This is a genomic window from Caulobacter sp. UNC358MFTsu5.1 (assembly GCF_000712075.1).
In the GTDB taxonomy this organism is placed as follows: domain Bacteria; phylum Pseudomonadota; class Alphaproteobacteria; order Caulobacterales; family Caulobacteraceae; genus Caulobacter.
The window spans coordinates 279,848-305,927 of record NZ_JONW01000007.1 but is presented as its reverse complement, the minus strand read 5'-3'; the positions used below and the strand labels follow the sequence as shown (position 1 = coordinate 305,927).

Below are 26,080 nucleotides of genomic sequence, written 5' to 3'. Positions count from 1 at the left end.
GAAAGCCAGGTTCGCCCGCCGCCCTCCCGAACCCAATCCTTTGGGCCTAAACCGCTTCGCTTGAACGGCTCCGCCCAGCTACTTCGCCTTCAGCACCCGCTTGAGCGCCCCGCCGGGGACCAGCTTGAAGTTCTGGTTCTCCGGGGCGTTGTCGCCGTCCTGCACGACCAGCAGACCCTCCTTGAACGGACGACCAAAGTCGCCGGGGGCGAATTCGAGGCCGTCGGTGTCAGTCACCCCGTCCACCTGGCCCGAGCCGGCGATACGGAAGCGGCGCACGTAGCGGCCGGTCGAAAGGTCGTAGGCGACATAGGCGTTGTCGTTCTGGCTGGAGGCCAGCAGGACGCCGCCGCGCGCGCCCTTGGGAACCAGGGTCAGGCCCTCGATGTCGGGGATCAGGCGCACCCCGTCCACCGCCGCGAACAAGGTCGGGGCCTCCTGGCTCCCGGGCGCCGCGTTCATGCGCCAGATCCCATGCCGCTCCTCGGCGACATAGAGCAGGCCGGTGCGATCATCGACCACGCAGCCCTCGGTCTTGCTGGCCAGCTTGACCTCGCGCACCAGGGTCGCGGTCGGGATGGGACCCGAAAGGTCGAGCGCATATTCGCGCACGTCGCCGTTGTTGTAGGGCACGATGGCGATCACCTGGTCGGCGGCGCGCCGCCACAGGCAGAAGCCGTAGACGCTGCCGACCCTGTCGCCCGCGACGGGAACATGGCCCAGATGACGCAGGCCGGCGGGCGCGCTCTCCAGGGCGTAAAGGGCGAGCTTGCCGTTCAGGCCTTCGCTGCGATCGGTGGCGGCGACCAACACGCCCTTCTTGCCGCCGATCAGCACGTCGGCGCGCAGGTCGACATTGTTGACCTTGCCCGCCGGGGCGGAGGCCAGCACGGCGCCCTCGAGGTCATAGACGTGCAGGCCCCAGTCCTTGTCGGTGGCGACGATCAGGCTCCTGGCCGGGTCGGCCGGGTTGCGCCAGATGGCCGGATCGTCGGCCGCGTCGCCGGTCGAGGCGACCGGAACGGTCTCGCGCACGGCCTGGATCGACAAGGTTTCGACAGCGCCTTTCTTACTGACGTCGGCAGCTATCGCGACCGTATTCACGGTAGACGAATATAGAATAAAAGCGGATATAGAAACAAAAAGGCGCGATACGGGCATTGTGAATCTCCGATAATCTCTATTGTCGCGATTTCGCCGCTTCCGATTTTCCTTCTATGAGCTCAAAATCGAGCGCGCCACGGTATTTTTCGCTCGAAGACAACTTCATAAAACTTTCACTCACGGGCGAGATCGCGCTGCGTCTCCCCCCTCAGCGCCCATTCGCGGCGCGGCGTCACATCGCTGTTCGAGGGGATCATGAGACATTTTTCAAAGCTCGCGGCTCTGGGGAGCTGCTCGCTCATCGGCCTGTCGGCCTTCACGCCGGCCATGGCCCAGGACACCAAGCCGGTCCAGGCCCAGGAGGCCAAGGAAGACGGCAAGGCCGGGGACACCACGGTCGACACGCTGGTGGTCAGCAGCTTCCGCGAGGGCTTGGCCAAGTCGCGGGACATCATGCGGGCTTCCGAGAACCTGGTCGAGGTGCAGGCGGCCGACGACGTCGGCAAGCTGCCCGACACCAACATCGCCGAGGCCCTGCGCCGCCTGACCTCGGTCTACCTCATCCGTGACCAGGGCGAAGGCCGCTACGTCTCGATCCGCGGCGCCGATCCGATCCTGAACAACGTGACCATGAACGGCCAGACCATCGCCGTCTCGGACACCGACGGGGAGTCGGGCCGGGCCGCGCCGCTGGACGTGCTGAGCGCCAGCGCCCTGAACCGCGTCGAGATCCACAAGGTGACCCTGCCCAACATGGACGGCCAGTCCATCGGCGGCACGATCAACATCGTCACCCCCAGCGGCTACGACCACAACGGCCGCTACATCAACGCCAGCGCCGAGACCGGCTACAACGACTTCGGCAAGGACAGCAAGATCTGGTCGACCAACTTCTCGGCCAGCGACCGCTTCGGCGCCAATGACGAGTTCGCGGTGTTCGTGAGCGGCGAGTACTGGTTCAAGCAGTACACCTCGCAGCAGTACACCTCGTCGGGCAGCCAGACGGCTCCGGGCTATCCGGCCCACTACTATTTCCCGACCAGCGTGGTCTACGCCGAATCCATCGGCGAAAAGGAGCGCTACGGCGCCTCGATCAACCTCGAATACCGGCCGGACGACGCCACCCGCGCCTGGGCTCGCTACTTCTTCACCCAGTACAACGACGACCGCACCCGGCCGCAGATCACGATCAAGGGCCTGCAGGGCCGGGCCGTCGCCGCGCCGGCCGTGCGCCGGCCGATCCTGAACCCGGTCTCGCAGACCGAGTTCGGCTTCGCCGGCTACCGCTCGCAGATGGAGACCCGCGCCGAGGTCCAGCAACGTCCCGTGCAGCAGTTCGTCGTCGGCGGCGAGCACAGCTTCGGCAAGGGCTGGAAGCTGGTCGGCGACCTCAACTACACCACCGCCAAGGAGCTGAATCCCTATCAGCGCTATTTCGAGGCGATCACCGACACGCCCGGCGCCCTGCCGACCGAGGCCCCGGCGATCACCTTCGTGCAGAACGGCGAGGGCCTGGCCCAGCCGAAGGCCTACAACACCGTCCTGACGAACGGCCTGACCTTCACGGACCCGGCCTTCAACACCGTCTATCGCCTGCGCGGCGTCACCTCGACCGTCATCGAGAAGACCTACACCGGCAATACGGACCTGAGCTGGGACGGCGATCTGGCCGACCACCAGTTCAAGTTCCAGACCGGCGCGAAGGTGATCCTGCGCACGAAGTCGGTGGACGACACCGACTACCGCTACCAGTTCACCGGCCCGAAGACGACGCTCGCCGCTTTCAACGGCCTCTCCATGCGCTTCGACGACGGTCGCGGCGAGGCCTACCAGCCGGTGTCCGGCCTTTCGCTGATCGCGCCGGACCGCTACCGCTACGAGGCCTATTTCCAGGCCAATCCCGGCAACTTCACCTATGACGCGGTCGGCGCGGCCTCGAACTCGATCGAGAACGACTACCACCTGCAGGAAGACATCTATGCCGGCTACGTGATGGGCGAACTGCACCTCACGCCGGCTCTCAGCGTCACCGCCGGCGCCCGCGTCGAGCGGACCAATTCGGACATCTCGGCCCAGGGCTTCGTCGCCCAGGTCTCGGCCGACCCGAACACCCCGGCCGGCCGTTCGCGCCTGGGCGAGGTGCCGTTCAAGACCAGCGACATCATCGATATCTCGCGGCCCCACAACTACACCAACTTCCTGCCGGCCGCGGTGCTGCGGTGGGACCTGGGCAAGCAGTGGCTGCTGCGCGCCTCGGTGACGACCAATATCGGCCGCCCCGACTACACGGACATCGCCCCGATCTCCACGATCGTGGTCAGCGAGTTCTACGACCGCACGAACGACAAGGTCGAACTCGACGCCTCGGTCGAGATCGGCAACCCGGACCTCAAGCCCTACAAGGCGCTGAATTTCGACGCCTCGCTCGACTACTACTTCGCGGACAACTCGGGCTCGCTGACCTTCGGCGTGTTCAACAAGCGCGTCCGCAACGCCGTCTACAGCATCGACAACGAATACAAGAACTACAGCTTCGAGGGCGTGACCTACGACAACTACATCGAGAGCACGGTCACCAACGCCGGCCCGGGCTACATCCGGGGCGTCGAACTGAGCGCCCAGAAGGACTTCAAGGAACTGCCGGCGCCGTTCGACGGCCTGGGCGTCTACGCCAACGCCTCGTTCATCGACTCCGAGGTCGAGATCAACGTTCCCGGTCGCCCGGACAGCCACGTGCCGTTCTTCAACCAGGCGGACAAGATCTTCAACCTGCAGGCCTATTACGAGCACGGCGGGTTCGAGGGCCGCGTCGCCTATTCCTATCAGGGCAAGGCGACCAGCAGCTCGTTCGGCGCCAACCCCGACATCGACATCTACCGCGACCCGCGCAAGTCGGTCGACGCCCGCGTCGCCTACCGGTTCGGTAACGGCGTGCAGCTCGCCCTGTCGGGCCAGAACCTGGGCAACCCGGCCTTCATCAGCCGCCGCAAGCAGGAGGGGTTCAACATCTCCAGCTACGAGGTGTTCGGCCGCGAGTTCCGCCTGTCGATCTCCAAGACCTGGTGATCCCCGAAAGCCCGCGCCCCGCGCGCGGGCTCACCTTCGAAGGAGGGTGCTCCGGCGCCCTCCGCTTTTTCGCCTCCCCTTCTTCGTTTGGGCGCTCCATGAAAAACTCCCGCCGCACCTTCATCGCGACCGCCGCCGCCGCCGGCGCGGCCAGCGCCCTTCCGGCCCGGGCCGAGACCAATCCCGAAGGCACGCCCCGCCTGCTGCTGGGGCCGATGGTGGGCGCGGTCACCGCGACCAGCGCGCCGATCTGGATGCAGCTGAGCGGCGACTATTTCGACGCCCAGGTCGCCTACACCACCGATCCCGTGAACGGTCCCTGGAAGCGCACCGCGCCGATGCGCGCGCGGGCCCAGGACGACTGCACGCTGGTCATCCGCCTGGAGGGCCTCCAGCCCGGCACGACCTATCACTACCGCGTGCTGTCCAACGGCAAGGTGGACAAGTACCTGCGCGACCTGCCGCCGATGAGCCTGCTCACGGCGCCGGCCGCGCCCGCCCGTTTCCGCGTCGCCTTCGGCTCGTGCGCCCGCATCCAGAGCGATCCGGAGCAGCCGATCTGGCGCGCGGTGGCGCAGAACGAGCCCGACCTCTTCTTCTGGCTGGGCGACAATATCTACGGCGACTCCACGGTCCCGGCGACGCTGGCCATGGAGTACCAGCGCCAGCGCTTCGTACCGTCCTTCCAGCCCATCGGCCGCAACGTGCCGCAGCTGGCCATCTGGGACGACCACGACTTCGGCCTCGACAACTACGACCGCACCAACCCGATCCGCGAGCAGGCCCTGGAGGTCTTCAAGCGCTACTGGGCCAATCCCTCCGTCGGCGTCCCGGGCACGCCGGGCGTGTTCTTCGACTACAGCTACGGCGGCGTGGACTTCATCTTCCTGGACGGCCGCTACCACCGCGCGCCTGACTCCGATCCCGACACGCCGGAGAAGGAGTTCCTGGGCAAGGGTCAGTTCGAATGGCTCAAGGCGCGGCTGCTGGCCAGCAAGGCGCCGTTCAAGGTCCTGGCCTGCGGCAGCGGCTGGTCGCGCTTCAAGGGCCCGGGCGGGGACGCCTGGTCGGCCTATCTGCACGAGCGCCAGCGCCTGTTCGACTTCATCCGTGAACAGAAGATCAGCGGCGTGGTGCTCCTTTCCGGCGACACCCACTTCCCCTATGTCGCCTGCGCGCCCCAGTCGGAACAGGGCGGCTACGACCTCTACGACCTGGTGAGCTCGGCCCTGGCCCAGATGGTGGCGGGCTCGCCCATGGACCTGGGGAAGATCGCGGCCCGCATGGCGCCCGACCAGATGATCCGCCAGCCCCTGCTGGGCGTGAACAACGCCGGGATCATCGATTTCGACATGACCGGCAAGACGCCGACCCTGAGCTTCAACGTCATCGATATCCGCGGCCGGGCGCTCTACGCCCCTCTGACCCTGCGGGCCGACGAACTCGTCAACGGGGTTTCATCATGGCGTAGCAAACTGGCGCGATGAGCGTTGCGACGTCGGAACATGCGGACCTGAACGGCGAGGCGGAGCTCGAACGTGCGGTGACCGACCCAGCCAAGCCTCCATCGACGGCGACGGACGGCTGCGATCCGCTGTTCGAGGCGTATCGCGCGCTGGAGCCGGCCCTGCGCCGGTTCGTGGCCTCCCGCCTGCGCCAGGACGCCGACGTCGACGACATCCTCCAGAGCGTGGCGACCCGCATCGCCGCCCGCGACCGCCACGTCCCCGTGGAGAATAAAACCGCATTTCTATTTTCGATTGCGTCTAACCTCATGAAGGACCGAGGTCGACGTCGACTGGCCCGCCGTCAGGGCGAGCACGTGGGCCTGGACGAGATCGAACTCGCCGACCCGGCGGCGTTGCAGGACGATGTCCTGGACGGCCGCCAGCGGCTGCAACGATTCCAGAAGGCGCTGAACGCGCTGCCTGGAAAGGAACGAGAGGTGTTTGTGCTGCACAGGATGGAGGGGCGGACGCTTTTGCAGGTCGGGGAACAGACCGGCCTGTCGATCACCCAGGTGCGCAAGCTGGTCGAACGGACGATGGCGCGTTTGGCGCGCAAGGTCTGGAAGGACTGATGTTGACCGGGATCCATCACGAGGAAGAGGACGACGATCTCGCCGCCGCCCACTGGGTGCTGGCGATCGACGAAGGACTCGCGCCGGGCAAGGTCGAGATCTTCCACGCCTGGCTGGCCGAGCGCCCGGAACGCAGCGACCTCATCGCGCGGCAGGCGGCGCTGCAGGCCCTGGCCAAGAGCGCGCGGGCCGGCGATCGCCCATCCCCGTCGCGTCGCGGCCTGCTGATCGGCGGCGGTCTGGCGGCCGGCGCGGCGGTATTCGGCGGCGCGGCCGTCGTCCTCCGGTCGTCCGGGACGAACCCCGGCCAGGCCTATCGGACGGCCGTCGGCGAGGTGCGCGCGGTCGCGCTGGCCGACAGCAGCCAGCTGTGGCTCGACACCCGCACCGAGGTCACCGTGCGGATGACCCGCACCAGCCGCCTCGTGACCCTGGCCGCCGGCCGGGTGTTCGTCGAGGCCGCCCACGACCCCGAACGGCCGTTCCTGGTCCAGGGCGCCCGGTTCGAGGCCCGCGCCCTCGGCACGGCGTTCGAGGCCACCGCCTTCGCCGGCCGCACGGGCGTGGCGGTGACGCGGGGACGCGTGCGCTTTTTGGCCCGCCATGGCGGCTCCGCCCTCGAGCTCTCGGCGGGCGAAGGGGCCTGGATCGTCGCCTCGGGCGCGATCGAGCGTGCCTCCGCCCCCGCCGTCGGCGCCTGGCGAGACCACCGCATGGTGCTGACCGATCGCCGCCTGGACGCGGCCCTGGTCGAACTCAGCCGCTATTTCGAACGGCCGCTGAGGGTGGCCGACCCGCGCCTGGCGGCGCGCCGCGTCAGCCTGTCGTTCTCGATCGCCGACCTCGACGAGCGCGAGACGGCCAGCATCATCGCCGACGCGGTGGGGGCCGATTTCATCCGCCAGGCGAACGGCGACATCCTGCTGCGGCCCGGCGCCTCGCCAAGCTAAGCTTGTAACCGCAGCGTCACGCTCAGCCTATATCGTCCCGCCGATGCGGCAGGCCATGTGGATCTTCCCCCTCGTCCTGTCGGGATTGATCGCCGACGGCGCGCCGCTTTCGGCCTTGGCGGCGCCGCCGTCCCCCTCGCTTTCACGCAAGGCCGTCGTGGCGGGTCCGGGACGGCCCGGACGCCTGGCCGACGCCCTGCTGGCCTTGGCCGCCCAGGCCGATGTCAACATCGCCTTCGACGCGGTCCTGGTCGGCGATCGCCGGACGCGCGGCTTCACCGGCCCCACCACCCTGCGCGGCGCGCTCGACCGGCTCCTGGACGGGTCGGGCCTGACCTACACCCTGTCGCCGACGGGCGTGGTCACGGTGCTGGCCCCGCCGCCGCCCAGGCCCGCGCCGACACCCAAGGCCCAGCCCGCCGCCCCGCCCGTCGAGGCGCCGACGCTGGCCGATCCCATCGTGGTGACAGGCTATCGCGGCGGGCTGGACCGGGCCGAGGCGCGCGCGCGCCGCTACGACGGCCTGGTCGAGATCATCTCGGCCGACACCGTGGGCAAGCTGCCCGACAGCAACATCGCCGACGCCCTGGACCGCCTGCCGTCGGTCTATCGCATCTCCGACCAGGGCGAGGGCCGTTACCTGTCGCTGCGCGGCGTCAGCCAGGTGCTGGACACGGTGACCTTCAACGGCGTGACCATCGCCGCCTCCGACACCGACGGCCGCTCGGGCCGCGCCGCGCCGCTGGACGTGCTGAGCGCCTCGGCGGTCTCCGACGTCGAGATCCACAGCGTGATGTCGCCCGACCGCGACGCCGGGGCGATCGGCGGGCTGATCGACGTGCGCACGCCCCTCGCCCACGACTTCCCCACCCGCACCGCCAGCGTCTCGGCCGAGATCGGCCTGGCGGACACCGGCCACGGGCGCGACATCCACGCGGTCGGCGGGGCCTTCGCCGACACCTTCGGGCCCGACAAGGCGTTCGGCATCTACCTCGCCGGCGAGAACTGGGTTCGCGAGTACTTTTCGCCCTTTTACGACACGGCGAACGTCGTCCCCTCGAGCACCGGGGTCCCTGGCCTCTTCCCCGATCGCATCCTGGTCGGCGCCTCGATCGGCCGGCGCGAGCGGACCAGCCTGACGGGCGCCCTGGACTGGCGCGGCGCGGGCGACAACGCCGCCTGGCTGCGGGTCTTCGCGGCCGACTACAACGACGAGGAGCTGCGGCCGGAGTTCATGCTCTATGCGCGCGGCCCCCTCTCCGCCCCCAGCGCCGACACCTTCTCGTGGCGCGGCCTGCGCGTGCGCACCGAAACCCGGCGCGAGCGGCAGGAGCGCCCCGTGCGTCAGTACGTGCTGGGCGGCCGCTGGGCCCTGGACGACGATTGGACCCTGGAGGCCTCCCTCAACCGGACCGGCGCCAAGGAGCTCAATCCCTATCTCGACTACTACGAGACGCTGGGGGACATCGACCCGTCCGACGGGGCGCCCGACATAGCCCGCTTCCGCATCGTCGACGGCGTTTCGATCCCCGACGGCCGCCTAGTCGCGCCGAACGGCCTGTCGGCCTTCGACGGCAGATTCCAGAAGCTGTTCCGCATACGGCGCATCACCTCGACGGTGCGCGAGGACATCACCACCGGACAGCTCGATCTCAGTCGCCGCCTCGTCGTCGGCGGCAAGCCGGTCGCCCTGAAGATGGGCCTCAAGCACCTGGCGCGGCTCAAGTCGGTCGAGGACGCCGACCACCGCTTCAACTTCACCGGCGCGGCCAGTCTGGCCGATCCCTCGCTGGCCGGATGGATCGACGACTACGGCGAGGACGACAACCTCGTGCCCAGCCTCAAGTTCCCGTCCGCCGACCCGGCCGGGGTGGAGGCGCTCTTCGCGCGCCGACCCGACCTCTTCGTGTTCGATGCGGCGGCTTCGCGCGAGAACTCGGTCGAGGACCGCTACCGCATCCACGAGACCATCTGGGCCGGCTATCTGATGGGCGCAGTCGACATGACGCCCGCGCTCCACGTCACCCTGGGCGCCCGGGTCGAGCGCACGAACGTCCAGGCCAAGGCCGACGCCTTCGTGGCGGCCTTGTCGGCGACGGGTTTCCCCGCCGGGGTCGATCCGCTGGCCGGCCTGCCGTTCGCGCAGGCCGACATCCTGCCGACCGCGGGCGGCCGTCACTACCTCAACCTCGCCCCCGCCCTACTGGTCAGGTGGGACGCCGGCGGAGCCTGGGTGCTGCGCGCCTCGGCCACCCGGAGCTTCGCCCGTCCGGACTATGTTGACCTCGCGCCGATCTCGACCTTGTCGGTCTCGGTCGCGCCCGATCCGCGCACCGGCGCGCCGGTGGTCAGCGGCGTTAACGAGATCGGCAATCCCCGGCTGCGGGCCATCGAGAGCCGCAACTGGGACGTCTCGGCCCAGTACCACCTGCCGCGCCGCCTCGGCTGGATTTCGGCGGCCGGCTTCTACAAGGCCCTGGACGGCCTGCCGTTCGAGATGGCGCAGGACCGGTCCGGCGAGACCTTCGGCGGCGTGCGCTTCGACCACTATACCCTCGTCACCAAGACCAACGCCGGCCATGGCCACGTGGCCGGGGTCGAGCTCTCGATGCGCTACGACCTGCGCGACGCGCCCGCCCCGTTCGACGGCTTCGGCGTCCTGGCCAACGCCGCGTTCCTGGATTCCAAGGTCTCCGCCCCGGGCCTTGCGCCCCGCCGCCTCGCGGACCAGGCCAAGGCCCTCTACGCCGTCCAGCTCTACTACGAACGCGACCGGTTCCAGGCCCGCCTCGGCTACGCCTATCAGGGCCGCGCGCCGCACAGCGACCAGTGGGCGGAGCAGACCAGCGACAACTATCGCCAGCCGCTGTCGCGCCTGGACCTGAAGGTCATCGTCGACCTGCCCCACGCCTGGCGCGTCACCCTCTCGGGCGCGAACCTGACCAACGCGGCCTACCGGACCGAACGCACCACCTATCCCTATCTGCTCGATTCCGAGGTCTATGGCCGGGAGTATCGGCTGGGCCTGACGCGGCGCTGGTGAGGCCGCTCGCGCGTCGCGACAGGTCGCCCCGGCCTCGCCGGCGGGCGCCCTCGCCGGCATCGGAAGCTCGATATTTTGACGCCAGCGTCAATATGTTCGCAGGACTTCCGAAATATGCTCAAAGGTTCAGCAATTTAGCCCCTAGAGTCGACTGGTAGACGCTATAGCAGTAGCGCTTGTTTACTGTGGATAAAACAGTACAAAATTCACGGGTTGCTCAAAAACTATTGTGCCAACTTGCCGCATCGGCAGTTCGCCAAATCACTCCGTAGATATCGATTAACCATGGATGGGCATGGCTGATCATCGACGGGGTTCCTGGTGCGACACGCGCTCGACCGCTTGCTGAAGCAGCTGCTGGCGGCCGCCGTCGTCGCGACCGGCCTGGGCGCGGCCGCGCAAGCCCAGGTCCTCGAGATCGGCGACGACGGTCAGGTCACCCGCCTCGACGGCCCGGCCGTCTTCACCACGGAGGGCGTCGAGGCCCTGGCCGCGCCGGTCCCGCCGACGGCCGACATCGGCGGCGAGGCCGTGCGCCGACAGATCTCGGCGGCCGCTTCGGAATTCTCGGTCGACCCCAAGCTGGTCGAGGCCGTGGCCTGGCGCGAGAGCCGCTTCAACCAGGGCGCCCGATCCAAGCGCGGCGCCACCGGCGTGATGCAGCTGATGCCCGGCACCGCCCGCGACCTGGGCGTCGACGCCACCGACATGACCCAGAACATCCGCGGCGGCGCGCTCTATCTGCGCCAGATGCTCGGCCAGTTCGGTGGCGACGTGAAGCTGGCCCTGGCCGCCTACAACGCCGGCCCCGCCGCCGTCCGCAAGCACGGCGGCGTGCCGCCCTACGCCGAAACCCAAGCCTACGTCACCGCCATCCTCGGCCGAATGGCCGCGACTGGCGCCGCCTTCGCCGTTCCCGCCCTCGGAGTCCCCAACTGATGCGCAAGTTCCCCGCCCCCAAGATTTCCTCCCGTATCGCCGCCCTGGCCGCCGCCCTCGCCGCGGCCGCCGGCCAGGCCCAGGCCCAGGTCGCCCAGGCCGACCCGCAAGGCTCCAGCGCCGTCCTGTCGGGCGTGCTGTGGCTGCAGGGCACCCTGCTGGGCAACGTCGCCACGGTCGTCGCCGTCATGGCCGTGGCCGCCGTCGGCTTCATGATGCTGACCGGCCGGATGAACTGGCGCTACGGCGCGACCGTCATCCTGGGCTGCTTCGTCCTGTTCGGCGCCACCACCATCGTCAGCGGCATCCGCTCGGCGGCGGGGGCGTAGGGACGATGGCCGCCCCGCTCGATCGCGACGTGGTGTTCGGGGCCCTGACCCGGCCCCAGATGTTCGCCGGCGTGACCTACAGCTACTTCGTGATCAACGGCGTGGTCACCACCGAGCTGTTCCTGGTCACCAAGTCGTTCTGGGCCATCGCCGCGGCGCTGGTGATCCACGCGATCGGCTACGCGGCCTGCCTGCGCGAACCGCGCATCTTCGACCTGTGGCTGACCAAGGTCAGCCGCTGCCCCCGTGTTCCCAATTTCCGGGCCTGGCGATGCAACAGCTACCAACCGTGAACCGCAAGAAGGAGGCGTCGGCCGGCAAGCGCCTGCCCTACGCCCGTCACCTGGACGCCCGGACGCTGGAAACCCGCGACGGCCTGCTGATGCAGGTCATCCACCTGGCCGGCCTGCCGTTCGAGACCGCCGACAGCGAGGAGCTGAACTATCGCAAGGCCGTGCGCGACGTGATGCTGCGCGGACTGTCCAGCTCGCGTTTCGCCGTCTACCACCACATCGTCCGCCGCGAGGCCAAGGTCGGGACGGAAGGCGATTTCGCCGAGGGTTTCAGCCGCGATCTCGACGCCGCCTGGAGCGCGCGACTGGAAGGCCGCAAGCTCTATGTCAACGATCTGTTCCTGACGATCGTCCGCCGGCCGCTGCAGGGCCAGGGCGGGATCGTGGACAAGGCCCTGCGCCTGCTGAAAGGCGCCGATCGCGTCCAGGCCGACCAGACCAAGGCCCAGGACCGCCGCGAGTTGGACGCCGCCCGCGACAGCCTGATCTCGGCCCTGGCGCCCTATGGCGCGCGGGTGCTGGGCCTGTACGACGGCGCCCACGGCCAATGCTCGGAGCCGCTGGAATTCCTGTCCTGCCTCTATAACGGCGAGATGCGTCCGATGCTGGTCCCGCAGGGCGACGCCGGCGAGCATCTGCCCTATCGCCGGATCAGCTTCGGCCTGGAGACCCTGGAACTGTCGCGGGCCGGCGCGCTGCCCCGCGGCTTCGCCTCCCTGATCTCGATCAAGGACTATCCGGCCCAGACCAGCGCCGGCATGCTGGACGACCTGCTGCGCCTGCCCTGCGAGATGGTGGTCACCCAGAGCTTCGGCTTCGTCGACCGCCAGCCCACGCTCGAGAAGATGAACCTGGCCCTGCGCCGCATGCGGGCCGCCGACGACGACGGGATCAGCCTGAAGGCCGACCTGATCCGCGCCAAGGACGACGTGGTCAGCGGTCGCGCCGCCTTCGGCGAGCATCACCTGAGCGTGCTGGTGCGGGGCGAGAACCTCCAGGCCTTGGACCAGTCCAGCGCGGAGGTGCTGTCGGCCTTCACCGAGATGGGCGCCATCGCGGTGCGTGAGGACATCAATCTGGAACCGGCCTTCTGGGCCCAGTTTCCCGGCAACTTCAAGGATATCGCCCGCCGGGCGATGATCTCGACCGCCAATTTCGCCGGCTTCGCCAGCGGTCACAACTTCCCGGTCGGCCAGGCCCAGGGCGCCCATTGGGGGCCGGCCGTGACCCTGCTGGAGACCACCTCGGCGGGCCCCTACCACTTCAACTTCCATAAGGGCGACCTGGGCAACTTCACGATCATCGGCCCGTCGGGCTCGGGCAAGACCGTGGTGCTGAACTTCCTGCTCGCCCAGGCCCAGAAGTACGGCCCGCGCACGGTCTTCTTCGACAAGGATCGGGGCGCCGAGATCTTCCTGCGCGCCATCGGCGGCCGCTACGAAGTGCTGCGGCCGGGCCTGGCGACGGGCTTCAACCCGCTGGCCCTGCCCGACACCGCCGCCAACCGCAAGTTCCTGGCCGAATGGACGGCTCGCCTGGTCGCGACGCCCGGCGAGACCCTGTCGGCCGACGACCTGGCGCGGATCAAGGACGCCGTCGACGCCAACTTCGACCAGGCGCCGCGCCTGCGCCGCCTGCGGTTCTTCGCCGAGCTGTTCAAGGGCGCGCGGCGTCCGGACGCCGCCGACCTGGCCGCGCGCCTGGCCCCGTGGCACGGCGCCGGTGAGAAGGCCTGGCTGTTCGACAACGCCGACGACCGCCTGGACCTGGACGCCGCCACCCTGGGCTTCGACATGACCCAGCTGCTGGATGACCCGGCCCTGCGCACCCCGGCCATGATGTACCTGTTCCACCGCGTGGAGCAGCGCCTGGACGGCCATCCGACCATGATCGTCATCGACGAGGGCTGGAAGGCCCTGGACGACGACGTGTTCGTGGCCCGGATCAAGGACTGGGAAAAGACCCTGCGCAAGCGCAACGGCCTGGTCGGCTTCGCCACCCAGAGCGCCCAGGACGCCCTGGAAAGCCGTATCGCCAGCGCCATCATCGAGCAGGCCGCCACCCAGATCTTCATGGCCAATCCCAAGGCCCAGGCCCGCGACTACTGCGACGGCTTCGGCCTGACGCAACATGAGTTCGATCTGATCAAGAGCCTGCCGGACACCGCGCGGTGCTTCCTGATCAAACACGGGACCGACAGCGTCGTCGCCCGCCTGAACCTGGCCGGCTCGCCGGAACTGCTGACCGTGCTGTCGGGTCGCGAGAGCACGGTGCGCAGGCTGGACGCCCTGCGCGAAAGCGTGGGCGACGCGCCGGACGCCTGGATGGCCAGGCTGCTGAAGGACGCCGCGTGATGGCCGCCGCCTGCACCGCCGCCGGCGCGCCGCTGGTCCAGGGCCTGATCGGCTCGGTCGACTGCCAGGTCCACGGCCTGTCCGAGGCCGGCTACACCGCCCTGGCCGCCGCCGGATCCCCGATCGCCACCCTGCTGACAATCCTGATGACCCTGTACGTCGCCTTCGTCGGCTACAAGCTGATGCTGGGCGGGAGCGGCCTGCGGATGGGCGACATCACCGTCTCGGTGATCAAGCTCAGCCTCGTCGTGGCCCTGGCCACCAACTGGCCGCTGGTCGAGACCCTGGTCTACGACGCCCTGTTCAACGCGCCCGCCGAGGTCGGCCGCCTGCTCTTGGGCCAATTGCAAGGCGCCGGCGCCCACGCCGATCCGTTCACCGGCCTGCAGGCGGCCTATGACGCCCTGCAGAAGGCGGCCGAACACTTCGCCACCCGCGCCGGAGCACACGACGCGGCCCTGCAGGGCGGCCCCGGCTTCGCGGCCTTCGCGGTCAATATCGGCGGCCTGATCATGCTGCTGTCCAGCCTCGGCGTCATCCTGGCCTGCAAGGTGGTGCTGTCGGTCCTGCTGGCCATGACCCCGCTGATCGCCGGCCTGCTGCTGTTCGAGACCACCAAGGGCCTGGTCGAGGGCTGGCTGAAGGCGATGATCGCCCTGGCCGTCCTGCCCATGGTCGCCACCCTGGCCCTGGCGCTGCAACTGGCCATAATGGCGCCGTCGCTGAAGGCCCTGGCCGCCCTGGACGACGTCCAGCAGTTCGCGCCGCTCGACATCGGTCCAGCGGTGACCGTGCTAGTCCTCAGCCTGGTGTTCGCCGTGGTGCTGGTGCTGGCCGCCGTGGCCGTCGCCGTGACCGCCGCCGGCCTTCGCCTGCCGCGCGCCGCCCCGACCGTCGGGAACGGCGAGTCCGCCGCCTCGCCCCATGGGGCCCGCTACGCCGCCGGCGAGGTCGAACCCCGCTCGCGCGCCGCCCACATCGCCGCCGCCGCGGTGGCGATGGAACGCCGCGACAGCCAGCCCGCCGCTTCGGCCGCGCCGGCCGGCCCGCGCCGCCTCACCCTGGTCGCCGACCGGGGCGCGACGGCCCAAGCCGCGCCGGCCGGAGCCGCCGTTCCGCTCGGCGCCAGCTATCGCCGCCCCGCCTCGCCCCGTCACGCCGCCTCCAGCGTCCGGAGGGACCTGTGACCGCCTGCCCCCGTATCGGAGTCCTCGCCGTGAAGCGCCCGCGCCTCGCCTTCCCGATCGCGACCCTGTCGATCGCCCTATCCGCCTTGGCCGCTCCGGCCCTGGCCCAAGGGGCCGATCCGCACATCCGCACGTTCGCCTACAGCCCCGACCACGTGCAGCGCCTGACCGGCTTCATGGGCTTCCAGACCATGCTGGAGTTCGGCCCCGACGAGCGCATCGAGAACGTCTCGATCGGCGACGCCATGGGCTGGCAGGTGACGCCGAACAAGCGCGCCAACCTGCTGTTCCTCAAGCCCGTCGACCGCGCCCCGGCCACCAACATGACCGTGGTCACCGATCGCCGCCGCTACGTGTTCGAGCTGGCCGTCGCCCCGGCCAAGGCCTCGACCGCCGACGCCGCCTATGTGGTGCGCTTCCGCTACCCGGAAGCCCCGCCGATCGCCGTGGCCGCCGCTCCGGTCAAGCCGGCGCCGGTGGCCCGCAACACCGCCTACAGCCTGCGGGGCGCGCCGGCGCTGCAGCCGGCCCGCGTGTTCGACGACGGCGCTTCGACCTATTTCGCCTGGCCCGCCCAGATCGACCTGCCGGCGATCTTCATCGTCGGCGCCGACGGCGTCGAAGGCCTGGCCAACGCCGTGGTCAAGGACGGCTACCTGGTCGTCGATCAACTCGCGCCCCGTTTCGTCCTGCGCAGCGACAAGGCCCAGGCCGTGATCACCAACGACGCCTTTGGCGCTCCCGTGGGGAAAGCCCGATGACCCAGGACTTCGATCCCCGCCAGTCCCCCGACGTGATCGAGGACCTGGCCGCCGCCGACGCCCAGGCCCGTCCGCTGGTCGCGCGCGGCCCCGGGGTCTCCAATCTGGCCATCCTGGCCGGCTTCGGGGTGATGGGACTGGCCCTGTTCGCCTGGATGTCCAGCCATCGCGCCGACGCGAAGACGCGCCCGCAAAGAATGGAAGCCGCCATCGTCGCGACGCCGGCGGCCGCCCCCGCGCCGGCGCCCGTCGCCAGGGGTCCGCTCTACGCCGTGCCCGCCCCGCAGTTCACGGTCGACAACAGCGCGCCGGTTTCGGCCTCGCCCCTACCGCCGATGAGCGCGACGGCGACCGGCGCGGCGATCGACCTGAGCGCCCGCCGCCGCGCCCCGGCCCTGGTGGTCGATTTCGGCGGCGGCGAGCGTCCGGCGATGCTGGTCAAGGCCAGCGCCGAGTCCGGCGCGCCCTCAGCCGTGAAGTTCGACGGCCTGAACGCGGAGGAACGCTTCGCCGACCGCGTCGGCCTGGACGAGGCGGCCCCGGCCAAGGCCACGGCCATGCAGAACCTGGACGCCGTCGTGCCGCAGGGCGCGGTGATCCCGGCGGTCATGGAAACGGCGATCAACTCCGACCTGCCGGGCCTGGCCCGGGCCATGGTCACCCGCGACGTCAAGAGCTTCGACGGCTCGACCATCCTGATCCCGCGCGGCAGCCGGGTCATCGGCCAGTACAAATCCGGCGTGGCCCTGGGCGCGTCGCGGGTCTTCGTGATCTGGACCCGGGTGATCCGTCCCGACGGCGTGACCATCCAAATCGGCTCGCCCGCCGCCGACCCGCTGGGCCGGGGCGGCCTGGAGGGCAAGGTCGACCGCCACTTCTTCACGCGCTTCGGCGGCTCGATCCTGATGTCGGTGCTCAACGCCGGCGTGGCGGCGGTCAGCAACGTCCACACCAATTCGCAGATCTACATCGGCTCGGCCACCGAGGCGGCGAACCTCGCCAACTCGGCCAAGCCCAGCACGACCTCCCCGACCATCCAGACGCCGCAGGGCGCGCCGGTGACGATCTTCGTCGCCCGCGACCTCGACTTCTCCGGCGTGCGGAACCCGGGCTCATGACGATCCACGCCCTCCAATCCCAGCCCGGCGCCGGCGTCTATCTGGAGGCCTATCTCGCGCCTCTGGCCCCGTGGCTGGCGGAGCCGGGCGTGACGGACCTCTACGTCAACCGCCCGGGCGAACTGTGGGTCGAGCGGCTGGGCGGCGCGGTCGAGCGCATCGACCTCCCGGCCCTGGACGAGACCAATCTGTGGCGGCTGGCTCGCCAGGTCGCCAGCCTGTCGCACCAGGGCGTCAGCCGCGAGCATCCCCTGCTCTCGGCGGTGCTGCCCGACGGCGCGCGCGTCCAGATCGTCGCCGCCCCCGCCACGCGCGGCGGCATGGCCATGGCCATCCGCAAGCACGTGGTCTCGGACCTGTCCCTGGCCGACTACGCTCGGGCCGGCGCCTTCGCCGACGCCACGACGCCGCCGACCAGGCCCGACGCGGCGCTGCGGGCGATGCTCGACGCCGGCGACGTCCAGGGCTTCCTGTCCGCCGCCGTGCGGGCGGGCAAGAACATCGTGGTCAGCGGCGGCACCTCCACCGGAAAGACCACCTTTCTCAACGCCCTCCTGAAGGAAGTTCCGCTCGACCAGCGGCTGGTGCTGATCGAGGACGCCCCGGAAATCCGTCTCGTCCACCCCAACGCCGTCGGCCTGGTGGCCGTGCGGGGCGAACAGGGCGAGGCGCGGATCGGGGTCGAGGACCTGCTCCAGGCCACCCTGCGTCTGCGGCCGGATCGCATCATCCTGGGCGAGCTCCGGGGCGCGGAGGCCTTCAGCTTCCTGCGCGCGGTCAGCAGCGGCCACCCGGGCTCGATGACCACGGTCCACGCCGACGACCCGCGCGGGGCCGTCGAACAACTGGCGCTGATGGCCCTCCAGGCCGGCGCCAACCTGCGACGCCAGGACGTGATCGACCATGTCGAGCGCGTCGTCGACGTCTTCGTCCAGCTTCACCGCCAAGGCGGCGTCCGCGCCGTCAGGGAGATCCTCTTCATCGATCGATAGCGGCCGCCTTCACCGCCTTCGTTTCCACTTTCAGCGCGCCTCCGCCGGGGGCGTGATCGGGGAATTGTGCATGCGTAACAAGTATCTTAGCTCCGGAGCCGGTCTTTCCTTGGCCCTGTTCCTCGCCGCCTGCGGCGGAGGAGGAGGCAGCAGCGGCGGCGGAGGCGCGACGTCGTCCGCCCAGGGCGAGGCGAGCGTCCGCATGGCGGCCGCCGCACCCGCGGCGATCACGCCGGCCGAGGCCTCGCGCCTGGCCAAGCAGGCGACGTTCGGCCCGACCCCGGCGCTCATCGACCACATCGTGGCGCTGAAGACCCCGGAAGCCTGGATCGACGAGCAGTTCACGCTGAACGCCAGCACCTACGCGGACCTGGCGGCCAAGCCGGTGGCGACCAACTTCTGCACCGCCCAGGGCCTGACCGGTCAGGACCTGACCAACTGCAACCGCGACAACTTCTCGGCCACGCCGATGGCCATGCGGTTCTACGCCGACGCCATGGGCAAGGACGACCAGCTGCGCCAGCGCGTGGCCTTCGCCCTGTCGCAGATCGTGGTGGCTTCGGACCTGGAGGTGCACACCACCGCCGGTCTGGCGACCTTCAACCAGATCCTGCTGTCGAACGCCTTCGGCAACTATCGCGACATCCTGGCCCAGACGACCCTGAACCCGTTCATGGGCAACTTCCTGGACATGGTCGACAGCAACAAGACCCAGCCCAACGAGAACTACGCCCGCGAACTGATGCAGCTGTTCTCGATCGGCACCGTGATGCTGAACCAGGACGGCAGCCCGCAACTGGACGCCGGCGGCCAGGTCATCGCCACCTACAGCCCCGCGGACGTCAAGGAGGTCGCCCGGGCGCTATGCGGCTGGACCTACGCCCGCATCGACGGCGCGCCGACCACCGACGGGACCAAGCTCGACTATTCCAAGCCGATGGTGGTCAACACCTCGCGGGTCGACACGGGCGCCAAGACCTTCCTCGGCGCGACGGTCGCGGCCGGAGCCTCGCCGCAGGCCAATGTCGACGCCGTCGTCGACGCGGTGTTCAACCACCCCAACACGGCTCCCTTCATCTCCAAGCGGCTGATCCAGCAGCTGGTGATCGCCAACCCCTCGCCCGCCTATGTGGGTCGGGTCGCGGCGGTGTTCACCAACAACGGCGCCGGGGTGCGCGGCGACATGAAGGCGGTGATCAAGGCGATCCTGACGGACTCCGAGGCGCGCGGAACCGCGCCCAACCCGGGCAAGGTCAAGGAGCCGGTGCTGTTCTTCACCAGCTTCGGCCGGGCCCTGGGCGTCCAGACCGACGGCTACGCCTTCTACTACCGCGACGCGGTGCTGGGGCAGATGCCGTTCCGCGCCCCGTCGGTGTTCAACTTCTATCCCTACGACTACCCCCTGGCGCAGAGCGCCGGCCTGGTCAGCCCGGCCGGCAAGCTGATGACCACGGCCACCGTCCTGGCCCGTCACAACATCGTCTACGACTGGACGATCAACGGCGACACGGTGCGCACGGAGTTCAAACCGCAGGCGGCCATTCCCGGCACCACCGGCACCACCTTCCCGTGGTCCGACTGGGAAGCCCTCGCGGCCGACCAGGACAAGCTGCTGGATCGCCTCGATCTGGTGTTCCTGAACGGCACAATGACCAGCGCCCAGCGCAACGCGCTGATCTCGGCGATGAAGATCAACAACGCGGATGCGGCGCTCCAGGCCCGCAAGCGCGCCCAGGCCGCGCTCTACGTGCTGGCCACCTCCCCGCAATTCCAGGTCGATCGGTAACCGCCATGACCCTTTCCCGTCGCGATCTCGGCCGGCTGCTCGCCGGCGCCTCCGCCACCGCCGCCCTGGCCCACCTCGGCGTCACCGCCGCCCTCGCGGACACCTCGACCTACCGCGCCATGGTCGGGGTCTTCCTGTTCGGCGGCAACGACGCCTGGAACATGGTGGTGCCCAACGACAGCCGATACACGGCCTACGCCAGCCAGCGCGGCGCCATCGCGCTGAAGCAGGACACGCTGATGCCGCTGACCGGCACGGCCTTCGCGCTGCATCCGGCCTTCGCGCCGCTGAAGACCGCCTGGGACGAAGGCGCGCTGAGCGCGGTGCTCAACACCGGCACGCTCTACCAGCCCCTCACCAAGAGCCTGTTCCAGAGCCGTCCCGACCTGCGCCCGCTGAACCTGATGTCCCACGAGGACCAGCAGAACGAATGGCAGGGCATGCGGGTGCGCGAGAAGAACCTGGACGGGTTCATGGGGCGCATCCTGGACAAGGCCGTGCAGACCGACGTGCCGGCCCTGATCTCGGTCGCCGGTTCGCAGCTGGCCCTGATCGGCAGGACCGCCTCGCCGCTGGTCCTGCCCTCCTCCGGCGGCATCTCGCGCTACGGCTACGCCACCAGCCCGCCCGACGGCCCGGTGAAGGCGCGCCAGGCCGCCCTGGACGTCTTCGCCGACACGTCCGCCTTCGGCGCCGTCACCGACCTGACCGGTCGCGGCATGTCCTCGGCCTACGCCCAGGCCCGGACGGCCGACACGATCATCAGCACCGCCAGCTCGACGGTCGACCAGTATTTCAAGAACCCGACCACCGGCGCGGCCCTGACCAGCGACATCGCCAAGCAGCTCCTGCGCGCCGCGCGCATGATCGAGGCGCGCAACACCCTGGGTCACGCCAAGCAGACGTTCTTCGTCAGCCAGGGCGGATACGACACCCACGCCAACGAACTGGCGACGCACAGTACGCTCTACGCCGATCTGGCGATGGCCCTGGCCGGCTTCTACAACGCCATGAAGGCCCTGGGCCTGGCCAACAACGTGACCGCCTTCACGATGTCGGACTTCGGCCGGGTGTTCAAACCGAACAGCAACGGCGGCACCGACCACGCCTGGGGCTCGAACCATCTGGTTCTGGGCGCGGCCCTGGCCTCGCGCAAGGTCCACGGGCGCTACCCGGACACCACCTTCGGCGGCCCGGAGGACGCCAATACGGACGGGCGCTGGATCCCCAGCATCGCGGTCGAGGAGTACATCGGCGCCATCGCGCAGTGGTACGGCGTCAGCGCGAGCGACATGCCGTACGTCTTCCCCAACTGGTCGACCTGGAACGGCGGCGGGCGCGGTCCCGTGCCGCTCTTCGGATAGTCCGGCCCGAGGCCGCGCCCCCTGGGGTCGCGGCCTCGGCGGCCTAGGTTCGGGAAGGTCGCCCTTCCTCGAAGGAACGGATCTTCCCGGACCGTCGCCTCACGGCGCCGTTTCGCCGCCGAGGGCCCGGTAGAGGTCGACCCGGTTGACCGCGCCTTCCAGCTGGATGGCGACCATCGTCTTCTGCGCCGCGTAGAGCGTGCGCTGGGCGTCCAGACTGGTCAGGAACGACTCGTCGCCGGCCCGGTAGCGGGCGTTGGCCAGCGTGTAGGTGTCGCTCGCCGCCTCGAGCTGCAGGCGATCGGCGGCCTGCTCGTCGCCGATCGTGCCCAGGCGGGCCAGGGCGTCCGCGGTCTCGCTGAACGCCGACTGGATCGTCTTCTCGTAGGTCGCCAGGGCCGCGTCGCGCTCGGCCTTGGCGAAGGCCACCCCGGCCCGACCCGCGCCGGCCCGGAAGATCGGATAGGTCAGCGCCCCGCCCACCGCGTAGTTGTAAGCTCCCCCCTTGAACAGCGACGACAGGGTCGTGCTGGCGTAGCCCGCCGTCCCGGTCAGCGAGATCGTCGGGAACAGCGCCGCCCGGGCGGCGCCCACCTCGGCGTTCATGGCCCGCAGCTGGTGCTCGGCCTCGGCGATGTCGGGGCGGCGCAGCAGGACATCGGAACTGATCCCGGCCGACAGCTGGGTCAGGGTGGGCGCGGCCTCCTCGATCGAGGTCGACAGCAGGGCCTCGTCGACCGGCGCGCCGACCAGCAGCTGCAGGGCGTTGAGGTCCTGGGCGACGGCCGCGCGCTGGCGGGCCACGTCGGCCTGGGCGGCGGCCAGGATGGTCTGGGCCTGGCGCAGGTCGGTGCGGGGCGCGACCCCGCCCCTCAGCCGTTCCTGGGTCAGGTCGACGCCGCGCTGGGCGTTGGCGACGGTCTGCTCGGCGATGCGCAGCAGGCTGGCGTCGGCGGCGTAGGTCAGCCAGGCCTCGGCCACGTCGCCCACCAGGGTCAGGCGCACGGCCCGGGCGGCCTCCTCGGTGGCCATGTAGCGCTGCAGGGCCGCGCCGGTCAGCGAGCGCACGCGCCCGAACAGGTCCAGCTCGAACGCCGTGACGCCCAGCTGCGCCGAGTAGGAGTTGCCCTTGTTCGAGCCCGTGTCCGGGCCGTTGTCGCCCGCGCGGGCGTAGCGGCCCGTCACGTCCACCTGCGGGAAGCGGTCGGCCCGCTGGATGCGGTACTGGGCGCGGGCCGCCAGGATGTCGGCGGCGGCGACGCGGAGGTCGCGGTTGTTGGCCAGGGCCTGGTCCACCAGGGTGCGCAGACGCGGATCGGTGAAGACCTCGGCGTAGCGGATCGACGTCGCCGCCTCGGCCGGCTGGGCCGGATAAGGGCCGCCGGACGGGAACGCCGCCGGCGCGGGCGAGGCCGGCCGCACGTACGGCGTCTCCATGGAGCAGCCGGCCAGGACGGCCGAGGCGACGAGCAGGGTCACGACGCGGCGCATCAGGCGGGCTCCTCTTGGCCGGAGGCCGGTGGGACCGGCGGCTCCTCGCCGTGGCCCAGATGCCTGCGTCCTTCCCGCCAGCCGCGGCGCACTAGGATGAAGAACAGCGGGATGTAGAAGATCGCCAGGATCGTCGCCGTCAGCATGCCGCCGATCACCGAGGTGCCGATGGCGATGCGGCTGTTGGCGCCCGCGCCGGTCGAGATGGCCAGCGGCAGGACCCCGAAAATGAAGGCGAGGCTCGTCATCAGGATGGGCCGCAGGCGGATCCGGGCGGCGTCGAGCGCCGCCTCCATGATCGGCTGGCCGCGCTTTTCGCCCTGCTCGGCGAACTCGACGATCAGGATGGCGTTCTTGGCCGCCAGGCCCATGGTCGTCAGCAGGCCGATCTGCAGATAGACGTCGTTGATCAGCCCGCGCAGCGTCACCGCCAGCACCGCCCCGACCAGGCCCAGCGGAATGACCAGCAGCACCGCCACCGGGATCGACCAGCTCTCGTAGAGCGCCGCCAGGCACAGGAACACCACCAGCAGGGACAGGGCGTAGAGCAGCGGCGCCTGGCCCGAGGACAGCTGCTCCTGATACGACAGGCCCGACCAGGCGATGGTCACGCCCGGGATCTGGGCGGCCAGTTCCTGGATGCGCTTCATGGCCTGGCCCGAGCTGCCGCCGTCGCCGGCCGAGCCCGAGAACTCGTAGGACGGGGTGCCGTTGAAGCGCGACAGGGTGGTCGGGGCCTGCGACCACGAGGTCGTCGAGAACGACGAGAACGGCGCCATCTGGCCCGCCGAGCCGCGGACGAACCACTGGCTCAGATCCGAAGGCTCGGAACGATAAGGCGCGTCCCCCTGGACGTAGACGCGCTTGACCCGGCCGCGGTCGACGAAGTCGTTGACGTAGCGGCCGCCCCAGGCGGTCGACAGGGTCGAGTTGACGTCGGCCTGGGTCAGGCCCAGCGAGGCCAGTTTCTGGGCGTCGGTGTCGACCTTGAAGGTGGCCACGTCGGGCAGTTCGGTCAGGCGCACCGACTTCAGGCCCGGATCGTTGTTGGCGGCCTGGAGCAGTTTGTCGCGCGCGGCGTTGAAGTCGGCCCGCGACATGCCGCTGGAGTTCAGCAGCTCCATGGTGAAGCCGTCAGACTGGCCCAGGCCCCGGATGGCCGGTGGCACCAGGGCGAAGACCTGGGCGTCGCGGAAGCCCTGGAAGGCCGAGGAGGCGCGCGCCACGATGGCGTCGGCGGTGTTCTCCTTGCCCTTGCGATCCTTCCAGTCGGTGAAGTTCAGGAAGCCCTGGCCGGTGTTCTGACCGTTGACCCCGCCGCCCCCGCCGCCGCTGACCGTGAACATCGTCTTGACGTTGGCGGTCTCGTTGTCGGTGAAGTAGCGCTCGACCTGGCGCTGGACCTGGGCCGTCCGCCCCTGGGTGGCGCCGGCCGGCAGACGCATCTGCAGCGAGATGCTGCCCTGGTCCTCGGTCGGCAGGAAGCCGGTCGGCAGGCGCACGAACAGCACCGCCAGCAGCACCGCCACCAGGCCGTAGATGGCCAGGAACAGTCCCTTGCGGCCGATCACCGAGCGCACCGCGCCCTGGTAGCGGCGGGCGGTGTCGTCGAAGGCGTCGTTGAAGCGGCGCCCGCCCTGGTGGGCCCATCGGGTCGGGGCCGGGAAGGTCCTGGCCCACCAGCCGCGCGGCTCGCGGTCGTCGACATGCTGCTTGGGCTTGAGCAAGGTCGTGGTCAGGGCCGGGCTGAGGATCAGGGCCACCAGCACCGATAGCACCATGGCCGCCACGATGGTCACCGAGAACTGCCGGTAGATGACGCCCGTCGAGCCGCCGAAGAAGGCCATCGGCAGGAACACCGCCGACAGCACCAGGGCGATGGCCACCAGGGCGACGCTGATCTCGTTCATCGACTGGATGGTCGCCTCGCGCGGCGACATGCCCGGATTTTCCTCCATCAGCCGCTCGACGTTCTCGACCACCACGATGGCGTCGTCGACCAGCAGGCCGATGGCCAGCACCAGGCCGAACAGGGTCAGGGTGTTGATCGAGAAGCCCGCCAGGTAGAAGACCGCGAACGTGCCCAGCAGCACCACCGGCACGGCGATGGCCGGCACCAGGGTGGCGCGCCAGTTCTGCAGGAAGACGAACATCACCACGACCACCAGCACGATGGCCTCGAAGAGGGTCTTCACGACCTCCTCGATCGACAGCTTGATGAAGTCGGTGGTGTCGTTGGCGTAGGCGAACTTCAGGCCCGGCGGGAAGGTCTTGGACGCCTTCTCGACCTCGGCCTTGACCAGCTCGGCGGTCTTCAGGGCGTCCGCGCCGGGGGCCAGCAGCACGGCGATGCCGGCGCCGGGATGGCCGTTGACGCGGCTGCGGGCGTTGTAGTTCTCGGCCCCCAGCTCGACGCGGGCCACGTCGCCGAGCCGGACGTTGGCGCCATTGGCGTTGGCCTTGAGCACGATGTTGGCGAACTGGGCGGCGGTCTGCAGGCGCGACTGGGCCGTGACCGTGGCGTTCAGCAGCTGGGTGTCGGGCACGGGCTGGCCGCCCAGCTCGCCGGCGGCGACCTCGGTGTTCTGGTTCTGGATGGCGGTGACCACGTCGCCTGGGATCAGGCCGAAACTGGCCAGCTTCTGCGGGTTGAGCCACACGCGCATGGCGTACTGGGCGCCGAAGACGTTGATGTCGCCCACGCCCGGCGTGCGGGCCAGGTTGTCCTGCAGGTTGGAGACCAGGAAGTCGGAGACGTCCTGGTTGGTCAGCTTGTCGGTGGAGTCGTAGACGCCGACCAGCAGCAGGTTGTCGGGATTGGATTTGCGGACCGTGATGCCCTGCTGCTGGACCTGGGTGGGCAGGCGCGAGACGGCCTGCTGCACCTGGTTCTGCACCTGCACCTGGGCGATGTCGGGGTCCACGCCCTTCTCGAAGGTGACGGTGATGTTGACCTGGCCACGCGAGGTCGAGGACGAGCTGAAATACAGCATGCCGTCGATGCCCGTCAGCGACTGCTCGATCACCTGGGTGACGCTGTTCTGGATCGCGTCGGCCGAGGCGCCCGGATAGGTGGCGCGCACCGAGACCTGCGGCGGGGCGACGTCCGGATACTGGGCGATCGGCAGGCGCGTGATCGCGCCCGCCCCGGCCAGCATGACGATGATGGCGATGACCCAGGCGAAGATGGGTCGGTCGATGAAGACGCGCGAGAGCATGATCG

Annotated in this window: 18 protein-coding genes; 15 read left to right on the top strand and 3 right to left on the bottom strand. The window is 69.7% G+C overall.

The window, feature by feature from the left end; all coding sequences use genetic code 11:
* Positions 1–78 precede the first annotated feature (78 nt).
* The gene (locus BR39_RS0113980) at positions 79–1,161 is read right to left on the bottom strand and encodes a phytase (RefSeq protein ID WP_029912944.1); all 1,083 of its coding nucleotides are present in this window, start codon (positions 1,159–1,161) and stop codon (positions 79–81) included.
* 198 nt (positions 1,162–1,359) lie between these two features.
* On the opposite strand from BR39_RS0113980, the gene BR39_RS25840 reads away from it, so the two are divergent.
* From BR39_RS25840 to BR39_RS25835, 15 genes are all read left to right on the top strand, one after another.
* Complete coding sequence (locus BR39_RS25840) at positions 1,360–4,170, top strand: TonB-dependent receptor (RefSeq protein ID WP_029912940.1); 2,811 nt, start codon at positions 1,360–1,362, stop codon at positions 4,168–4,170.
* A gap of 98 nt (positions 4,171–4,268) precedes the next feature.
* Positions 4,269–5,657 (top strand): alkaline phosphatase, encoded by a 1,389-nt coding sequence (locus BR39_RS0113965; protein WP_029912938.1) that lies wholly within the window; start codon positions 4,269–4,271, stop codon positions 5,655–5,657.
* The gene (locus BR39_RS0113960; protein ID WP_029912936.1) at positions 5,654–6,250 is read left to right on the top strand and encodes an RNA polymerase sigma factor; all 597 of its coding nucleotides are present in this window, start codon (positions 5,654–5,656) and stop codon (positions 6,248–6,250) included. Before BR39_RS0113965 ends, BR39_RS0113960 begins: the two co-directional genes overlap by 4 nt.
* Entirely contained in the window at positions 6,250–7,200 is a 951-nt protein-coding gene (locus BR39_RS0113955; RefSeq protein WP_029912932.1) for a FecR family protein, read from the top strand. The genes BR39_RS0113960 and BR39_RS0113955 overlap by 1 nt, the downstream gene beginning before the upstream one ends.
* Before the next feature lie 55 nt (positions 7,201–7,255).
* Positions 7,256–10,243, top strand: coding sequence for a TonB-dependent receptor (locus tag BR39_RS0113950; protein WP_029912930.1), 2,988 nt, complete (start codon positions 7,256–7,258; stop codon positions 10,241–10,243).
* Between the two features lie 321 nt (positions 10,244–10,564).
* A complete protein-coding gene (locus BR39_RS0113945) occupies positions 10,565–11,182 on the top strand; it encodes a lytic transglycosylase domain-containing protein (RefSeq protein WP_197026705.1) in 618 nt (205 codons plus the stop codon).
* Positions 11,182–11,511, top strand: coding sequence for a TrbC/VirB2 family protein (locus BR39_RS0113940; protein WP_029912926.1), 330 nt, complete (start codon positions 11,182–11,184; stop codon positions 11,509–11,511). Before BR39_RS0113945 ends, BR39_RS0113940 begins: the two co-directional genes overlap by 1 nt.
* Positions 11,512–11,516: 5 nt before the next feature.
* The gene (locus BR39_RS0113935) at positions 11,517–11,804 is read left to right on the top strand and encodes a type IV secretion system protein VirB3 (protein ID WP_051695686.1); all 288 of its coding nucleotides are present in this window, start codon (positions 11,517–11,519) and stop codon (positions 11,802–11,804) included.
* The gene (locus BR39_RS0113930) at positions 11,783–14,158 is read left to right on the top strand and encodes a VirB4 family type IV secretion/conjugal transfer ATPase (protein ID WP_029912921.1); all 2,376 of its coding nucleotides are present in this window, start codon (positions 11,783–11,785) and stop codon (positions 14,156–14,158) included. The genes BR39_RS0113935 and BR39_RS0113930 overlap by 22 nt, the downstream gene beginning before the upstream one ends.
* On the top strand, positions 14,158–15,345 hold the full coding sequence (locus BR39_RS0113925) for a type IV secretion system protein (RefSeq protein ID WP_029912918.1): 1,188 nt from the start codon (positions 14,158–14,160) through the stop codon (positions 15,343–15,345). Before BR39_RS0113930 ends, BR39_RS0113925 begins: the two co-directional genes overlap by 1 nt.
* 29 nt (positions 15,346–15,374) lie before the next feature.
* On the top strand, positions 15,375–16,106 hold the full coding sequence (locus BR39_RS0113920; RefSeq protein WP_051695682.1) for a TrbG/VirB9 family P-type conjugative transfer protein: 732 nt from the start codon (positions 15,375–15,377) through the stop codon (positions 16,104–16,106).
* Positions 16,103–17,224 (top strand): TrbI/VirB10 family protein, encoded by a 1,122-nt coding sequence (locus BR39_RS0113915; RefSeq protein ID WP_035018440.1) that lies wholly within the window; start codon positions 16,103–16,105, stop codon positions 17,222–17,224. Before BR39_RS0113920 ends, BR39_RS0113915 begins: the two co-directional genes overlap by 4 nt.
* Positions 17,221–18,216 (top strand): P-type DNA transfer ATPase VirB11, encoded by a 996-nt coding sequence (gene virB11 / locus BR39_RS0113910; protein ID WP_051695679.1) that lies wholly within the window; start codon positions 17,221–17,223, stop codon positions 18,214–18,216. The genes BR39_RS0113915 and virB11 overlap by 4 nt, the downstream gene beginning before the upstream one ends.
* 202 nt (positions 18,217–18,418) lie before the next feature.
* Positions 18,419–20,002, top strand: a complete 1,584-nt coding sequence (locus BR39_RS0113905) for a DUF1800 family protein (protein ID WP_051695674.1) — start codon at positions 18,419–18,421, stop codon at positions 20,000–20,002.
* A 5-nt stretch (positions 20,003–20,007) separates the two neighbouring features.
* Positions 20,008–21,366: a DUF1501 domain-containing protein gene (locus BR39_RS25835; protein ID WP_029912903.1), complete on the top strand. Its 1,359-nt coding sequence runs from the start codon at positions 20,008–20,010 to the stop codon at positions 21,364–21,366.
* Between the two features lie 99 nt (positions 21,367–21,465).
* Here BR39_RS25835 and BR39_RS0113895 read toward each other — a convergent pair whose 3' ends face one another.
* Together BR39_RS0113895 and BR39_RS0113890 are read right to left on the bottom strand one after the other, a co-directional pair.
* Positions 21,466–22,857, bottom strand: a complete 1,392-nt coding sequence (locus tag BR39_RS0113895; protein ID WP_029912900.1) for an efflux transporter outer membrane subunit — start codon at positions 22,855–22,857, stop codon at positions 21,466–21,468.
* The gene (locus BR39_RS0113890; protein ID WP_029912897.1) at positions 22,857–26,075 is read right to left on the bottom strand and encodes a multidrug efflux RND transporter permease subunit; all 3,219 of its coding nucleotides are present in this window, start codon (positions 26,073–26,075) and stop codon (positions 22,857–22,859) included. Before BR39_RS0113890 ends, BR39_RS0113895 begins: the two co-directional genes overlap by 1 nt.
* Between the last annotated feature and the right edge of the window lie 5 nt (positions 26,076–26,080).

Excerpts from the sequence above, each read along its gene's own strand:
- BR39_RS0113980 (WP_029912944.1), bottom strand. The coding sequence starts at position 1,161 with ATGCCCGTATCGCGCCTTTTTGTTTCTATATCCGCTTTTATTCTATAT.
- BR39_RS25840 (WP_029912940.1), top strand. The coding sequence starts at position 1,360 with ATGAGACATTTTTCAAAGCTCGCGGCTCTGGGGAGCTGCTCGCTCATC.
- BR39_RS0113965 (WP_029912938.1), top strand. The coding sequence starts at position 4,269 with ATGAAAAACTCCCGCCGCACCTTCATCGCGACCGCCGCCGCCGCCGGC.
- BR39_RS0113960 (WP_029912936.1), top strand. The coding sequence starts at position 5,654 with ATGAGCGTTGCGACGTCGGAACATGCGGACCTGAACGGCGAGGCGGAG.
- BR39_RS0113955 (WP_029912932.1), top strand. The coding sequence starts at position 6,250 with ATGTTGACCGGGATCCATCACGAGGAAGAGGACGACGATCTCGCCGCC.
- BR39_RS0113950 (WP_029912930.1), top strand. The coding sequence starts at position 7,256 with ATGTGGATCTTCCCCCTCGTCCTGTCGGGATTGATCGCCGACGGCGCG.
- BR39_RS0113940 (WP_029912926.1), top strand. The coding sequence starts at position 11,182 with ATGCGCAAGTTCCCCGCCCCCAAGATTTCCTCCCGTATCGCCGCCCTG.
- BR39_RS0113935 (WP_051695686.1), top strand. The coding sequence starts at position 11,517 with ATGGCCGCCCCGCTCGATCGCGACGTGGTGTTCGGGGCCCTGACCCGG.
- BR39_RS0113930 (WP_029912921.1), top strand. The coding sequence starts at position 11,783 with ATGCAACAGCTACCAACCGTGAACCGCAAGAAGGAGGCGTCGGCCGGC.
- BR39_RS0113925 (WP_029912918.1), top strand. The coding sequence starts at position 14,158 with ATGGCCGCCGCCTGCACCGCCGCCGGCGCGCCGCTGGTCCAGGGCCTG.
- BR39_RS0113915 (WP_035018440.1), top strand. The coding sequence starts at position 16,103 with ATGACCCAGGACTTCGATCCCCGCCAGTCCCCCGACGTGATCGAGGAC.
- virB11 (WP_051695679.1), top strand. The coding sequence starts at position 17,221 with ATGACGATCCACGCCCTCCAATCCCAGCCCGGCGCCGGCGTCTATCTG.
- BR39_RS0113905 (WP_051695674.1), top strand. The coding sequence starts at position 18,419 with ATGGCGGCCGCCGCACCCGCGGCGATCACGCCGGCCGAGGCCTCGCGC.
- BR39_RS25835 (WP_029912903.1), top strand. The coding sequence starts at position 20,008 with ATGACCCTTTCCCGTCGCGATCTCGGCCGGCTGCTCGCCGGCGCCTCC.
- BR39_RS0113895 (WP_029912900.1), bottom strand. The coding sequence starts at position 22,857 with ATGCGCCGCGTCGTGACCCTGCTCGTCGCCTCGGCCGTCCTGGCCGGC.
- BR39_RS0113890 (WP_029912897.1), bottom strand. The coding sequence starts at position 26,075 with ATGCTCTCGCGCGTCTTCATCGACCGACCCATCTTCGCCTGGGTCATC.